Here is a 12,828-nt window from a genome sequence, read left to right on the forward strand (position 1 = left end):
AAAAACCCTTTTAATGCGCCCCGTTGCCCAGATAGCTCAGTCGGTAGAGCAGGGGATTGAAAATCCCCGTGTCGGCGGTTCGATTCCGTCTCTGGGCACCAAATACCGAAAACCCTGAATCGCAAGATTCAGGGTTTTTTTATGCCTGCGATTTGATCACGGCCCGATTCCGCCCTTCTCGCAGGCCGGAATTGGCGATACGTTGCACAACCCTTACGGAAGAGGGTCATCCCCGCGATGAACCAGAAAAGAACCCGCGTCCCCCTGCCCCACCCCGCGCCACCCGCGAAGCGCACCGACTGGTTGATGATCGCGCTCGGCCTGTTGCTGATCCTGTGTATCGGCCTGATCGCCTATGAAACCGTGGACGGCTTGATTCAGGGCCGCATCGGCAACATGGCACGCGGCAAACGCTTCGCCGTGTATTCGCTGGCCGCACAACCGGTGAATTTCTGGTTCGCCGTCGCCACGCATTGCTTCCTCGCCCTCTTCCTGTCGGGCGCCGCGTGGTTATTGATCTGGCTGGGCCGCACAGCAACGGTCGCGCCATCCCGGCGCGACCGGCAACGTCCCTAGCTGTTGTCGTTCCAGTGGAACACCAGATTGCGCGCAGCACCGCCGCCTACTTGCGCCACATCCCGACGCGTTTCACCCTTGCGGGTGGCGACGACCGTGTACTTGCCTGGCGGTAACTGAACGTACACCAATGGTCCGGTTTGATTGAGCGTCAGCACGGTTTCACCGGGGGTTTTCTGGATCGCCACGTCGACATCGGCGGTGTATTCGTTTTGCGTACCGACAGCGAAGGTCATGTGCAGGTTGTAACCCGCGGATTGCTGAATGGCTTTCGACTCATCTTCACCAATCCCGCCGGCCAGATAACGAACACCGTTTTGCTCTTGCTGCTGAACCTGCACAGCGGAATTGTTGATCGGCTCCAGACTTTCAGCCTGCGCCATGAGCGGAAACAGTAATATCGCCGCAGCGGCGACGGGCAGCACGAATGAAAGAACGCGTTTCATGAGGACGACTCCCGGGTTCTCGCGGAACCCAATCGTTACCTCTTTTTAGATTTTGTCTTGCGGGGTGGGTTTTAGAACGATTGGGAGTTGCCTTGAATGCGAAAAAGACTACACAAGTCTTTCCCAGCCAATTCATGACGCACTGCGTCACGAATTGGCGACCGCCTAATCGAACCGTCAATCCGGTACGCACTGCATACCAAATCATTGCGCTGCATCCCGCATGAAGTTCATTCTCGACCCGTCCCCGAAAGTCTGGATCGCCATGAACCTACAAAGCGCGACGCTGCCACTCGGTCAGCTGTCAGCAGAAAGCGAGCCCTTCCAAGAGCCCGCCGCCGACGGCTATCTGCTCGGCGGTTTCACCTGGCGTCACGTCTCACCGGATCCACAACGCCCGGTTGTGATCATCAACGCCGCCACATCCGTGCGTTGCCGCCACTACTCGCGCTTCGCGGCGTATCTGTTCGCCAATGGGTTCGACGTGATCATTTACGACTACCGCGGCATTGGTGAATCGCGGCCAAAGTCGATGAGGCATTTGCAGGCTTCGTGGACGGATTGGGGCGCGCTGGATTTCGAAGCGATGCTCACACGCGCACAGAGGGAGTTTCCCGGTCAGCCGGTCGATGTGGTCGGGCACAGCTTCGGCGGCTGCGCAGCAGGCCTGGGGGCGTCCGGGAAGATAATCCGACGACTGGTGACCGTCGGCGCGCAGTTCGCTTACTGGCGCGATTACGCGCCCGAGCATCGCTGGCGGATGTTCGGCAAATGGCATCTGCTGATGCCGCTGGTCACGCTGTTCTGTGGATATTTTCCGGGCAAGCGACTTGGCTGGCTGGAAGACACGCCCGCCGGCGTGGTGCGCGACTGGAGCACACCTGCCGCACGTTATGAGCGGCGTCCGAGCGGTAGAACGATCCGCAACCTGCCCTTCGCCAACGTCCAGGCCAAAGCCCTGGCAATCAGCATCAGCGACGATCCCTACGGCACGATTCCCGCCATCGAACGCCTGCTGGCTTACTTCCACAATGCACAAAAGACCCACCTGCGAATCGAGCCGCAGGACATCGGTGAACAGCAAGTCGGACATTTCGCCTTTTTTCGCAGCGCATACCAAGCCACACTATGGCCCATCGCTCTGACCTGGCTGCAGACCGGCGAACTGGCCTGCGACACACCGGGGCGCGAAATCCCACGCAGCCAAGCCCTTTAACGCACCACGGAACACACACCATGGCTTCCGCCAACAAACAGCAAAAACGCGCCGCCCGGGCCAAGACCAAGGCCAAGCAGAACCGCACTAAACGTGCCGAGGCGCCGGTCGAGCTGGACCCGAACGACGACCGCATCGATTTCGAATCGGTGGACCTGACCGAACTGTTCAAGAAAATGATCGACGCCGAGAAGATCAGTCAGCAGGCCCTGTGCACCGCGTTCCTCGAGGACCCGCTGCTGGAGCTGGTGTACGAGCAGGAAGGCGAAGAAGGCGCGATGGACTTCATCCTCGCCGCGCTGATCGAGTACCGCCAGTGGTCCACCGAGACCGACGAGGCCGGCGCTCTGGCGTGGATCGAATCGCCGGATTTCCAGAAAGACTATGTGGCCGCGTCCGACGCAATCGCCGCACAAACCCAACAGAAAAACTGAGTTCCCATGGCATCCCTGAACAAGCAACAGAAACGCGCCAAACGCGCCAAGGCCAAAGCCAAGCAGATCCGCATGGTCGGTCGCAAACCCCTGGCGCAGGACGATGACCTCGGCCACCTGGCCGAGCCGATCCCGGAATACACCTTGGCGATGTTCAGCAAGATGCGCGACGCCGAAGCCGTCAGCCGCAATGAAATGCTGCTGACGCTGCTGCGTGAACTGGCGTTCATCATCGTCGACCATCCTGAACTGCTGGACATGGAAAACGCCGAGAACGAAGGCATGGCCGCCACTCACCTGGCCGCCGACATGCTGATCGACTACCGCATGTGGGCCGATGGCATGGATCGCGAGACCGCCCAGGCGTGGCTGAGCGAACCGCAGTTCATCAGCGATTTCGGGATTGCGCTGGACACCTACGGCCAGTCGGTGGAAGCGCAGGAAGAGAAGAGCGAATAAACCGCTCGCAGTAACAAAAACGGCCGCTTGTCATCACTGACAGCGGCCGTTTTGCGTTACGCGTTGCGGATCAGTTCAGCACCGCGGCGCCACGCTTTTCCAGATTGCGGCGGCGGGCCACCAGCAGACCGGCCGCGACCACCAGCAGGCTGAGCAGGCCGGTCGCGAGGATTTCCACGCGGTGGGCCTCCTGGAACAGCATGATGGTCAGGGCTGCCACGATGAACACGATCACCGCGTAGGTCAGGCCCGGGAACAACCACATGCTGAAGACGATTTTTTCGCCGCGAGCCATGCGTTGTTTACGCATGCGCAGTTGCGAAATCGCGATCACCAGGTACACCAGCAGCGCGATCGCGCCGGAGCTGGCCAACAGAAACTCGAATACCGCCGCCGGGGCCACGTAGTTGGCGAAAGTGCACAGGAATGCCGCGCCGGTGGACAGCATCACCGCCCAGTAAGGGGTACCGCTTTTGTTGGTGCGGGTCGCCATGGCCGGAGCATCGCCACGCTTGCCGAGGGAGAACAGCATGCGCGAAGAGGTGTACAGCGCCGAGTTCAGGCAGCTGGTCACAGCAACCAGAACCACGATATCAACGATCATCTTGGCGTTCGGGATGCCCATGCGCTCAAGCACAGTCTGGTAGGAACCGACGCTGGCCAGAACCGGGTCATTCCATGGCACCAGGGCCACGACGATGAAGATCGACACGAGGTAGAACAGGCCGATCCGCCAGATCACCGAGTTGGTGGCCTTGGAGATCTGCTTGCCAGGGTTCTTCGATTCCGCGGCCGCAATGGTCACGATCTCGGTACCCATGAAGGAGAACATGGTGGTCAGGATCGCGCCCAGTACCGCGCCCATGCCGTTCGGCAGGAAGCCCTGGGTGTCGAAGATGTGCGACACGCCGCTGACCTGGCTGTTCGGCAGGAAGCCGAAAATGGCCGCAACGCCGAGGATGATGAAACCGATGATCGCCACGACTTTGAGCAGGGCGAACCAGAATTCGAACTCACCGTAATTTTTCACGCTGAACAGGTTGGTCACGGTCAGCAGCATGGTGATGATCAGCGCGAACGCCCAGATATCCACACCCGGGAACCACGCGTGCAGGATGGTTGCGGCGGCGTTGGCTTCCAGCGGAATCACCAAAACCCAGAACCACCAGTACAGCCAGCCGATGGTGAAACCGGCCCAGTGACCGATGGCGCGGTCGGCGTAAGTCGAGAACGAGCCGGTGTCAGGCGAGGCAACCGCCATTTCGCCGAGCATGCGCATCACCAGCACAACCAGCGCGCCAGCAGCGGCGTAAGCCAGCAGAACGGCTGGACCGGCAGCGGCGATGGCGTGGCCGGAGCCGACGAACAGACCTGCACCGATCACCCCGGCGATCGACAGCATGGTCACATGACGCGGTTTGAGCCCCTGTTCGAGGCCATTGGAGCTTTGGGTACTGCTCATTGGAACTACCTTTGCGAGGAAAGCGATTGCGTCCGGCCCGTCTGGCGTTCCTTCTCGTAAAAAGAATCCAACGGGGCGTTCCGGATTCTGCACGCAATAAATGCGCCAAAATGTTTCAAACTCTTCTGCCGTGCGGTTTTCCGCGCGACCGGACAGTCATCGCAAGTCCTTGAGAATAATGGCCTTTCGCCAAAACGTTACCCTGCGACTCACTTTTCAAACGAACGAGCGCACCAGAAACACACTGAAAAAGTGCGGGATGCACAATAAAAGGGCGAATGAGGAACGATCGGCCGGATAGCGCTTCCAACACCCCGCCAAAGGTGGCAACATCGCGCCTTTTTTTACGCGACACCCACGGGAATCAACGTTCAAACACCCGTTCGGTTGTTGATGGGGCGACAGTCTGCTGCGCCGATGCGACAACCTGCCACACGCCATCCGTTTACCGCTCGTAGCGCTGTTGGCTGCCATTGAAACGCTATGCTAGCTTGGCCGCCTCGCCAGGAAGGCCAACCAACAGCAGGAGCGCAACATATATGAGGAACGCACATGGCTGAGGCCACGCCCGCGCTTGAAATCCGCAACTTGCACAAACGCTACGGACAGCTTGAGGTGCTCAAAGGCATCTCGCTGACCGCCCGCGACGGCGATGTGATCTCGATCCTGGGTTCCTCCGGTTCCGGCAAGTCCACGTTCCTGCGTTGCATCAACCTGTTGGAAAACCCGCATCAGGGCCAGATCCTGGTGGCCGGGGAAGAACTCAAGCTCAAGGCCGCCAAGAATGGCGAACTGGTTGCCGCCGACGGCAAGCAGATCAACCGCCTGCGCTCCGAGATTGGTTTTGTGTTTCAAAACTTTAATCTGTGGCCGCACATGAGCGTGCTCGACAACATCATCGAAGCCCCGCGCCGCGTGCTCGGCCAGAGCAAGGCCGAAGCCATCGAAGTCGCCGAAGCGCTGCTGGCCAAGGTCGGCATCGCCGACAAGCGCCACGCCTATCCGGCGCAACTGTCCGGCGGCCAGCAACAGCGCGCGGCGATTGCCCGCACGCTGGCGATGCAGCCCAAGGTGATCCTGTTCGACGAGCCCACCTCCGCCCTTGACCCGGAAATGGTCCAGGAAGTACTTAATGTCATCCGCGCATTGGCCGAAGAAGGCCGCACCATGCTGCTCGTGACCCACGAGATGGGCTTTGCCCGTCAGGTCTCCAGCGAAGTGGTGTTCCTCCACCAGGGCCTGGTAGAAGAGCAAGGATCGCCACAGCAGGTGTTCGAAAACCCGCTTTCGGCGCGCTGCAAACAATTCATGTCCAGCAACCGCTAACGGAGCTACCCGCATGCAGAACTACAAAAAGGTCTTCCTGGCCGCCGCCGTCACCCTCGCGTTCAGCGCCGGTGCCATGGCCGAGACCCTGAAGATGGGCATCGAAGCGGCTTACCCGCCGTTCAACAACAAAGACGCCAGCGGCAACGTCGTCGGCTTCGACAAAGACATCGGCGACGCCCTGTGCGCCAAGATGAAAGTTGAATGCTCCGTCGTCACTTCGGACTGGGACGGCATCATCCCGGCCCTGAACGCCAAGAAGTTCGACTTCCTGATCTCCTCGATGTCGATCACCGACGAGCGCAAGCAAGCGGTGGACTTCACCGACCCGTACTACTCCAACAAGCTGCAATTCATCGCGCCGAAAAACGTCGACTTCAAAACCGACAAGGCTGCGCTGAAAGGCAAGGTGATCGGCGCCCAGCGTGCGACCCTGGCTGGCACCTTCCTGGAAGACAACTTCGGTGACGACATCACCGTCAAGCTGTACGACACCCAGGAAAACGCCTACCTCGACCTGACTTCCGGTCGTCTGGACGGCATCCTCGCCGACAAATACGTCAACTACGAGTGGCTGAAAAGCGACGCCGGCAAAGCCTATGAATTCAAGGGCGACCCGGTAGAAGAAAGCGACAAGATCGGTATCGCTGTACGTAAAGGCGACCCGATCCGCGAGAAGCTGAACGCCGCGCTGAAGGAAATCGTTGCCGACGGCACCTACAAGAAGATCAACGACAAGTACTTCCCGTTCAGCATCTACTGATCCTGACCTGCCGGATCGGCGCCGTTACATGACGGTGCCGATCCCCGGCCTTGCCTGCCGCGATTTGAAAAGAAATCCATGATTATCGACCTCTACGGATTCGGCCCGGCGCTCTTCGCCGGCGCGCTGATGACCGTCAAACTGGCACTCTCGGCCCTGTGCCTGGGGCTGGTGCTCGGTCTGCTCGGCGCCTTGGCCAAGACTTCCCCGTACAAGCCGTTGCAGTGGCTTGGCGGAACCTATTCGACCCTGGTGCGCGGCGTCCCGGAATTGCTCTGGGTGCTGTTGATCTACTTCGGTACGGTCAACGCCATGCGCGCGCTCGGTGAGCTCCTCGGCAATCCCGAACTGGAACTCAGCGCCTTCGCCGCCGGCGTCATTGCGCTGGGCCTGTGCTTCGGCGCCTACGCCACGGAAGTGTTTCGCGGCGCAATCCTCGCCATTCCCAAAGGCCACCGCGAGGCTGGCGTGGCCCTGGGCCTGTCGAAATGGCGGATCTTCACCAAATTGATCATGCCGCAAATGTGGCGCATCGCCCTGCCCGGCCTGGGCAACCTGTTCATGATCCTGATGAAAGACACCGCGCTGGTGTCGGTCATCGGCCTGGAAGAAATCATGCGCCACGCGCAGATCGGCGTGACCGTGTCCAAGCAGCCATTCACCTTCTATATGGTGGCGGCGCTCATGTACCTGTGCCTGACCGTGCTGGCGATGATCGGCATGCACCTGCTGGAAAAACGCGCCGCACGCGGCTTCGCGAGGAGCGCTCAATGAATTGGGAAGTCATCATCAAGTGGCTGCCGAAACTGGCCCAGGGCGCGACGCTGACCCTGGAGCTGGTGGCCATCGCTGTGATCGCCGGTTTGCTGCTGGCAATTCCGCTGGGCATCGCCCGTTCTTCGAAGCTGTGGTACGTGCGCGCTGTGCCCTACGCCTACATCTTCTTTTTCCGTGGCACGCCGTTGCTGGTTCAACTGTTCCTGGTCTACTACGGCCTGGCGCAGTTCGACGCGGTGCGTAACAGCTCGATGTGGCCGTACCTGCGCGATCCGTTCTGGTGCGCTACCGCGACCATGACCCTGCACACGGCCGCGTACATCGCCGAGATCCTGCGCGGGGCGATCCAGGCGATTCCGCCGGGCGAGATCGAAGCGGCGCGGGCGCTGGGCATGTCCCGGCCGAAAGCGCTGTTCTACATCATCCTGCCGCGTGCCGCGCGTATCGGCCTGCCAGCCTACAGCAACGAAGTGATCCTGATGCTCAAGGCCAGTGCCCTGGCCAGCACCGTGACCCTGCTGGAACTGACCGGCATGGCGCGCACGATCATTGCCCGCACTTACCTGCCGGTGGAGATTTTCTTCGCCGCTGGCGTGTTCTATCTGGTGATGGCCTACGTGCTGGTTCGCGGTTTCAAACTGCTGGAACGCTGGCTGCGCGTCGATGCGTGCCAGGGGCGCTGATTCTTCCGACGTGCTGACGGGCGAGGCCCTGCTCGCCCGTTTCACGGCACTGGATACATTTCTCACAGCGCATCAGGCGCTGTGGAAGCCCCGCCCGTTCACTCATCTGCAACTGCCATGGGAAGCGTCCTACCCGGAACTAGCCTCGTGGCTACGCGGGCGGTCGCTGGAAGATGCGGAAAACGCCCACAACCAACCTGCCGAACTCCTGAATGCGCCGGAGCCGTTTGCTTCATTGGCGGCGCTGTCGCTTGAGTTGAGTTCGGTCGGTGAATTGCCTGCGCATTCGCTGGAAGCCGCCGGTCATCGCTTGAATGTGGATGTGCCGGGACGCAAATGGCAGCAGATCGAGGCCTTCGCCAGCCGCTTGTCGTTCGCCGCGCAACCGAAGCACTGGCTGGATTGGTGTTCGGGCAAAGGCCATTTAGGTCGGCGTCTGCTCGGCGCTGGGCAGCAACTCACCTGTCTGGAATACGACCCGGCGCTGGTTGCCAGCGGTCAGGCGCTGAGTCAGCGTTATCACTTGCATGCGCTGCATGTCGAGCAGGATGTGCTTGCGGCGAACACCGCTTTATTGCTGGACGCCGAACACACACCTGTCGCCCTGCACGCTTGTGGCGATCTGCATGTACGTCTGATGCAATTGGCCTCCGCCGCTGGCTGCCGACAACTGGCGATCGCACCGTGCTGCTACAACCGGATCAGTCGCACCGAATATCAGGCGTTGTCCTCCGCAGGTTCACGCTCCGCCCTACAGCTCTCGCTGGAAGATCTGTCCCTGCCGATGAGCGAAACCGTCACCGCCGGTGCCCGCGTCCGACGTCAGCGTGACACCTCCATGGCCCGCCGACTGGCCTTTGATCTGTTGCAACGGCAAGTGCGCGGCGTCGACGAATACTTGCCGACGCCGTCCCTGCCGAGCGCCTGGCTGGACAAACCGTTCGCTGATTACTGCCGCGATCTGGCAGCGTTGAAAGAGTTATCCACAGTTGGCGCGCCAGATTGGGTAGCACTGGAAGCCGCCGGTTGGCAGCGATTGGCCGAAGTTCGCAACCTGGAACTGCTGCGTGGACTGTTCCGACGGCCGCTGGAGCTTTGGCTGAATCTGGATCGGGCACTTTTCCTCACCGAACAGGGATACGTCGTACGTCTCGGCACCTTCTGCGAAGCGCCGCTCACACCGCGCAATTTCCTGTTGCTGGCCGAACGCGTTTAATCTTCCACAGCCTGTGGATAACTCTGTTGATGGAATTATCGTGGATCCAATATCCACGGATGTTTGAGGCTATTAACAGCGCTGGTCATTTTTTGTTCATATGAATAAAAAACCGGCAAAACAGGGATTTGCGATTCAAATGAGAACCCGTCCACAAAATCCCCTCTAAGCCCGTCCTCTTCAAAGCCTGTTGTGCATAAGCCCTCGACCAAAAGGACATAACCGCCGAATCGCGGACGCCGGCAATGGACAATTGCACCGGCCATCTGCCCTTGCTATACAGACCTGTGCCGTGCAGGTAGCGCACGCCCGAACAAGAAAAACCTGACCGACAGGAAGCGACCGTGACGTTCATTTCTTACGCACAGAATTTCGAGGACGTTCGCCTTTGGCGCGCCCTGCAGTATTTTGAAAACGGTTTTTATATCGACGTCGGCGCCAATGACCCGATCCACGACTCGGTCACCAAGGCCTTTTATGATCGCGGCTGGCAAGGCATCAACGTCGAGCCGATGCAGAACTACTACGACGCACTCCGCCAGCATCGCCCCCGCGACACCACGCTGCAATGCGTGGCCAGCGACCAGCCGGGCGAACTGACTTTCTACGGCATTGCCGACACCGGCCTGTCCACCGCTGACCCGGTCGTTGCGCAAGAACGCAAAAGCCTCGGCATGGACGTGCAAAGCTTCACTGTCAACGCACGCACACTGACCTCGATCTGCGAAGAACACGCCGCCGAGCGGCCGATCCACTTCCTGAAAATCGACGTCGAGGGCCACGAAGAAACCGTCCTGCGCGGCATGGACTTCAGCCGCTTCCGCCCCTGGATCATCCTCATCGAAACCCCATGGGAGCGCGACCACACCTGGGAACACCTGGTGACCGACGCCGGCTACACCAACGTCCTGTTCGACGGCCTCAACAGCTTCTTCCTGGCCAACGAACAAATCAACCTCAAACCCGCGTTCGACCTGCCACCGTGCAACCTCGACAACTTCCAGCTGTGCAAAGGCCACAACCTCGCCCACCCGGTAAACCCGGCCCTGGAAACCGCCCTGCAACGCGCCGAACAAGCCGAAGCCCAACTGCGCGCCATGCAAAACAGCCGCGCCTGGCGCGCTGTACAAAAACTGCGCAACGTCCTGCGCCGGGCGTGATTCGCAGAGCGCGCAAAAATAGTCTGAATTCAGGGGTTTACAGAAGCACCCGAGTCGCTATAATCGTCGCCCACACGCCGGTATAGCTCAGATGGTAGAGCAACTGACTTGTAATCAGTAGGTCCCGGGTTCGATTCCTGGTGCCGGCACCATACAAAACGAAGCCTCTGCAGAAATGCAGGGGCTTTGTTGTTTCTGGGATTGGTTTTTTCCACCCCAAATGAAAAGCCCCCGACAGCGATCGCTGTCGGGGGCTTTTCTCCAATCTTAAGCAGCCTCAACCGAAAGTAAAATCCGCCGCCCAAGCTGCTGCAATGCACGCTCGACATTCTCAATCTTGGAGTGATGCAGGAAATCGACTAACCGATCTACCTGAGGTCGTTGCACCCCCAAGCGACGTGCAAGTTCAGCCTTGCTGACCCCAGACTCCAAAAGCGTATTCCAGAGCCCAACCTTTGCCGCGGTCAGTGCAGGCAGACGCAACACCGCGTCACTTTCCTGCTCTCCCGCATCACCTGTCGGAATCAACCGGCGATCATCGACGTAAATCGACAATGCCGTTTCCATCGCATCAATGGCGCCGTCGAGTGCTTCCTCGAGGGTGTCGCCAGCGGCGTGCATCTCTGGAATTTCTGCGCAGGACAACCAGACACTGCTCGGCTCCTCGTGGACTTCCAACGCATATTCGAACATCGCGTTTCCTCTCCTCATGGGGTACAAACTCAGCCTCACCCTTGTGGCCTAGCTGCATCGCCGAAACTCGATGTCGCTTATACGCATCACGCGCTATTTCGGCAGAGCGACCGTGCAACATATTTGTTACCCATGCAACATAAGTGTTGCATGTGAGTATGTCGGCCTCCTCGCCACCACCTGGCCACGATTGCGCCCAACCCTCCCCCACGCTACCGTCAAACCCGTCGCTGCCAATTCAGCGACCGGGCCTGATAACCCGAGTAACATGTAGGCGCTTCAGCGCCCCAATCACGTTTGCCGGCGTTTTTTTATGCCTGCGCATTCGTGCAATGGCGGCTGTGCGTGGGAGACCTTCGGGTCTGCCGGTTTCCTACATTTCCGGTTTATCAGCCTGCGTACAGCTGCCACCCATTCGCCTGATAACGAATGCGGCAGCTTCAATGCAATGTAGGAGTCTGAACATGCCAGCTATCGTAAGATCCACAATTTCGCCCCTCGCTACACCGGTCATCCCTGCCAACCTCCCAGACAACAGTAGGTGAAGCCATGACCAATCCTCAAGATCTGAAAACCCTCGGCCTCACCCATTTCTCCTTCCACTCCAACCACGCCCTCTTTCGCACCAACCCCGGCGTCCCGGTGGTCACCGCCCTCTCCCACGCCTCCCATCTGCTGCACATTTCCAAACTGCTCACATCAGATACCTCTGCCGCCAACGATCCGGAACTCCACGCCTGCGCCTCGCAATATTTGCAGGAGTTGAGCAAGGCGCTGGTCGATGACGCGGTCAAAGTGCTGAGTCCGGATCCGTAAATCGTCGCCCATAAAAAAGCCCTCGCATCGCTGCGAGGGCTTTGTGTTACCGCATCAATCAATGCCCAGCGCTCTGCCCACCATCCACGTGCAGAATCTCGCCAGTCACAAAGTTCGCGTTATCGAGGTACACCACCGCCTGCGCGATATCGTCGATTTCGCCCATGTGCCCAACCGGATGCAGCCCACCCAGCGCCGCGTGGGTTTCCTCGCCGTGCATCGGTGTCTTGATGATGCCCGGCGATACCGCGTTCACCCGGATTCCGCGCTTGGCGTATTCGATGGCCAGGGATTTGGTGGCGGCGTTGAGGCCGCCCTTGGTCAGGGAAGCGAGGACCGAGGGCACGCCGTCGATGGCGTGGTCGACCAGGCTGGTGGTGATGTTGACCACGTGGCCCTTGCCCTGTTTTTCCATCTCGGCGATGGCCAGTTGGGTGATGTAGAAGAAGCCATTGAGGTTGACCGACAGCACTGCGGAGTAGTCTTCCGGGGTGTAGGCGGTGAACGGTTTGGCGACGAAGATGCCGGCGTTGTTGACCAGGGTGTCGATGCGGCCGAAGCGGGCCACGCCTTCGCTGATCACGCGTTGAGCGGTGGCCGGGTCGCCAATGTCGCCGGCGATGGTCAGGATTTGCGGGTCGTTCGACGGTTTGATCGAGCGCGAGGTGGCGACGATGTTGTAGCCCAGTTCGCGGAAGGCCTTGACCATGCCTTCGCCCAGACCTTGGGAGGCGCCAGTGATAACGACGGTTTTTTTCGAGTTGCTCATGATGAAATCCTCAATCAATAAGTAAGTGTTGA

At 59.7% G+C, this 12,828-nt stretch carries 15 protein-coding genes and 2 tRNA genes; 13 read left to right on the forward strand and 4 right to left on the reverse strand.

The features are described 5' to 3' along the window. Positions 1–25 precede the first annotated feature (25 nt). Both CAF80_RS18470 and CAF80_RS18475 read left to right on the forward strand, forming a co-directional pair. Positions 26–101, forward strand: a tRNA-Phe gene (locus tag CAF80_RS18470). 136 nt (positions 102–237) lie between these two features. Then, positions 238–576 carry a hypothetical protein gene (locus CAF80_RS18475; protein WP_074689503.1) on the forward strand — a complete coding sequence of 113 codons (339 nt, stop codon included), beginning with the start codon at positions 238–240 and terminating at the stop codon, positions 574–576. Here the strand turns inward: CAF80_RS18475 and CAF80_RS18480 are convergent. After that, positions 573–1,022: a hypothetical protein gene (locus CAF80_RS18480; protein ID WP_074689501.1), complete on the reverse strand. Its 450-nt coding sequence runs from the start codon at positions 1,020–1,022 to the stop codon at positions 573–575. The genes CAF80_RS18475 and CAF80_RS18480 overlap by 4 nt on opposite strands. A 265-nt stretch (positions 1,023–1,287) precedes the next feature. Here CAF80_RS18480 and CAF80_RS18485 point away from each other — a divergent pair, with 265 nt between their 5' ends. Genes CAF80_RS18485 through CAF80_RS18495 form a run of 3 tightly spaced genes read left to right on the forward strand, consistent with a single transcriptional unit; the run spans position 1,288 to position 3,131 of the window. Beyond that, on the forward strand, positions 1,288–2,238 hold the full coding sequence (locus CAF80_RS18485) for an alpha/beta fold hydrolase (protein ID WP_039764750.1): 951 nt from the start codon (positions 1,288–1,290) through the stop codon (positions 2,236–2,238). 20 nt (positions 2,239–2,258) lie between these two features. Beyond that, positions 2,259–2,672: a hypothetical protein gene (locus CAF80_RS18490; RefSeq protein WP_007952560.1), complete on the forward strand. Its 414-nt coding sequence runs from the start codon at positions 2,259–2,261 to the stop codon at positions 2,670–2,672. Positions 2,673–2,678: 6 nt separating this feature from the next. Continuing rightward, positions 2,679–3,131 (forward strand): hypothetical protein, encoded by a 453-nt coding sequence (locus tag CAF80_RS18495; RefSeq protein ID WP_039764661.1) that lies wholly within the window; start codon positions 2,679–2,681, stop codon positions 3,129–3,131. A 70-nt stretch (positions 3,132–3,201) separates the two neighbouring features. Here the strand turns inward: CAF80_RS18495 and gabP are convergent, their stop codons facing one another. Further along, the gene (gene gabP, locus CAF80_RS18500) at positions 3,202–4,593 is read right to left on the reverse strand and encodes a GABA permease (RefSeq protein ID WP_074689499.1); all 1,392 of its coding nucleotides are present in this window, start codon (positions 4,591–4,593) and stop codon (positions 3,202–3,204) included. Positions 4,594–5,145: 552 nt separating this feature from the next. Here gabP and CAF80_RS18505 point away from each other — a divergent pair. From CAF80_RS18505 to CAF80_RS18535, 7 genes are all read left to right on the forward strand, one after another. Continuing rightward, positions 5,146–5,919, forward strand: a complete 774-nt coding sequence (locus tag CAF80_RS18505; RefSeq protein WP_007897462.1) for an ABC transporter ATP-binding protein — start codon at positions 5,146–5,148, stop codon at positions 5,917–5,919. 13 nt (positions 5,920–5,932) lie between these two features. Further along, a complete protein-coding gene (locus CAF80_RS18510) occupies positions 5,933–6,682 on the forward strand; it encodes an ABC transporter substrate-binding protein (protein WP_039764659.1) in 750 nt (249 codons plus the stop codon). A 78-nt stretch (positions 6,683–6,760) separates the two neighbouring features. After that, the gene (locus CAF80_RS18515) at positions 6,761–7,456 is read left to right on the forward strand and encodes an ABC transporter permease (protein WP_039764658.1); all 696 of its coding nucleotides are present in this window, start codon (positions 6,761–6,763) and stop codon (positions 7,454–7,456) included. Further along, the gene (locus CAF80_RS18520; RefSeq protein WP_039764656.1) at positions 7,453–8,142 is read left to right on the forward strand and encodes an ABC transporter permease; all 690 of its coding nucleotides are present in this window, start codon (positions 7,453–7,455) and stop codon (positions 8,140–8,142) included. The genes CAF80_RS18515 and CAF80_RS18520 overlap by 4 nt, the downstream gene beginning before the upstream one ends. Further along, a complete protein-coding gene (locus CAF80_RS18525) occupies positions 8,123–9,358 on the forward strand; it encodes a methyltransferase (RefSeq protein ID WP_074689497.1) in 1,236 nt (411 codons plus the stop codon). Before CAF80_RS18520 ends, CAF80_RS18525 begins: the two co-directional genes overlap by 20 nt. Before the next feature lie 344 nt (positions 9,359–9,702). Further along, positions 9,703–10,518, forward strand: a complete 816-nt coding sequence (locus CAF80_RS18530; protein ID WP_085667670.1) for an FkbM family methyltransferase — start codon at positions 9,703–9,705, stop codon at positions 10,516–10,518. Positions 10,519–10,594: 76 nt separating this feature from the next. Further along, positions 10,595–10,670, forward strand: a tRNA-Thr gene (locus CAF80_RS18535). A 115-nt stretch (positions 10,671–10,785) separates the two neighbouring features. Here CAF80_RS18535 and CAF80_RS18540 read toward each other — a convergent pair. After that, positions 10,786–11,211 carry a type II toxin-antitoxin system HicB family antitoxin gene (locus CAF80_RS18540; protein WP_074689493.1) on the reverse strand — a complete coding sequence of 142 codons (426 nt, stop codon included), beginning with the start codon at positions 11,209–11,211 and terminating at the stop codon, positions 10,786–10,788. A 549-nt stretch (positions 11,212–11,760) separates the two neighbouring features. On the opposite strand from CAF80_RS18540, the gene CAF80_RS18545 reads away from it, so the two are divergent. Continuing rightward, positions 11,761–12,027, forward strand: a complete 267-nt coding sequence (locus CAF80_RS18545) for a DUF3077 domain-containing protein (RefSeq protein WP_074689491.1) — start codon at positions 11,761–11,763, stop codon at positions 12,025–12,027. A 58-nt stretch (positions 12,028–12,085) separates the two neighbouring features. Here CAF80_RS18545 and CAF80_RS18550 read toward each other — a convergent pair whose 3' ends face one another. Further along, entirely contained in the window at positions 12,086–12,796 is a 711-nt protein-coding gene (locus tag CAF80_RS18550; protein ID WP_074689489.1) for an SDR family NAD(P)-dependent oxidoreductase, read from the reverse strand. Positions 12,797–12,828: the final 32 nt, after the last annotated feature.

This window comes from Pseudomonas sp. B34(2017), assembly GCF_002112915.1.
Classification (GTDB): domain Bacteria; phylum Pseudomonadota; class Gammaproteobacteria; order Pseudomonadales; family Pseudomonadaceae; genus Aquipseudomonas; species Aquipseudomonas pharyngis.

Coding starts and splice junctions, on each gene's coding strand:
- CAF80_RS18490 (WP_007952560.1), top strand. CDS start 2,259: ATGGCTTCCGCCAACAAACAGCAAAAACGCGCCGCCCGGGCCAAGACC.
- CAF80_RS18545 (WP_074689491.1), top strand. CDS start 11,761: ATGACCAATCCTCAAGATCTGAAAACCCTCGGCCTCACCCATTTCTCC.
- CAF80_RS18515 (WP_039764658.1), top strand. CDS start 6,761: ATGATTATCGACCTCTACGGATTCGGCCCGGCGCTCTTCGCCGGCGCG.
- CAF80_RS18480 (WP_074689501.1), bottom strand. CDS start 1,022: ATGAAACGCGTTCTTTCATTCGTGCTGCCCGTCGCCGCTGCGGCGATA.
- CAF80_RS18520 (WP_039764656.1), top strand. CDS start 7,453: ATGAATTGGGAAGTCATCATCAAGTGGCTGCCGAAACTGGCCCAGGGC.
- CAF80_RS18505 (WP_007897462.1), top strand. CDS start 5,146: ATGGCTGAGGCCACGCCCGCGCTTGAAATCCGCAACTTGCACAAACGC.
- CAF80_RS18550 (WP_074689489.1), bottom strand. CDS start 12,796: ATGAGCAACTCGAAAAAAACCGTCGTTATCACTGGCGCCTCCCAAGGT.
- CAF80_RS18495 (WP_039764661.1), top strand. CDS start 2,679: ATGGCATCCCTGAACAAGCAACAGAAACGCGCCAAACGCGCCAAGGCC.
- CAF80_RS18540 (WP_074689493.1), bottom strand. CDS start 11,211: ATGTTCGAATATGCGTTGGAAGTCCACGAGGAGCCGAGCAGTGTCTGG.
- gabP (WP_074689499.1), bottom strand. CDS start 4,593: ATGAGCAGTACCCAAAGCTCCAATGGCCTCGAACAGGGGCTCAAACCG.
- CAF80_RS18485 (WP_039764750.1), top strand. CDS start 1,288: ATGAACCTACAAAGCGCGACGCTGCCACTCGGTCAGCTGTCAGCAGAA.
- CAF80_RS18475 (WP_074689503.1), top strand. CDS start 238: ATGAACCAGAAAAGAACCCGCGTCCCCCTGCCCCACCCCGCGCCACCC.
- CAF80_RS18525 (WP_074689497.1), top strand. CDS start 8,123: ATGCGTGCCAGGGGCGCTGATTCTTCCGACGTGCTGACGGGCGAGGCC.
- CAF80_RS18510 (WP_039764659.1), top strand. CDS start 5,933: ATGCAGAACTACAAAAAGGTCTTCCTGGCCGCCGCCGTCACCCTCGCG.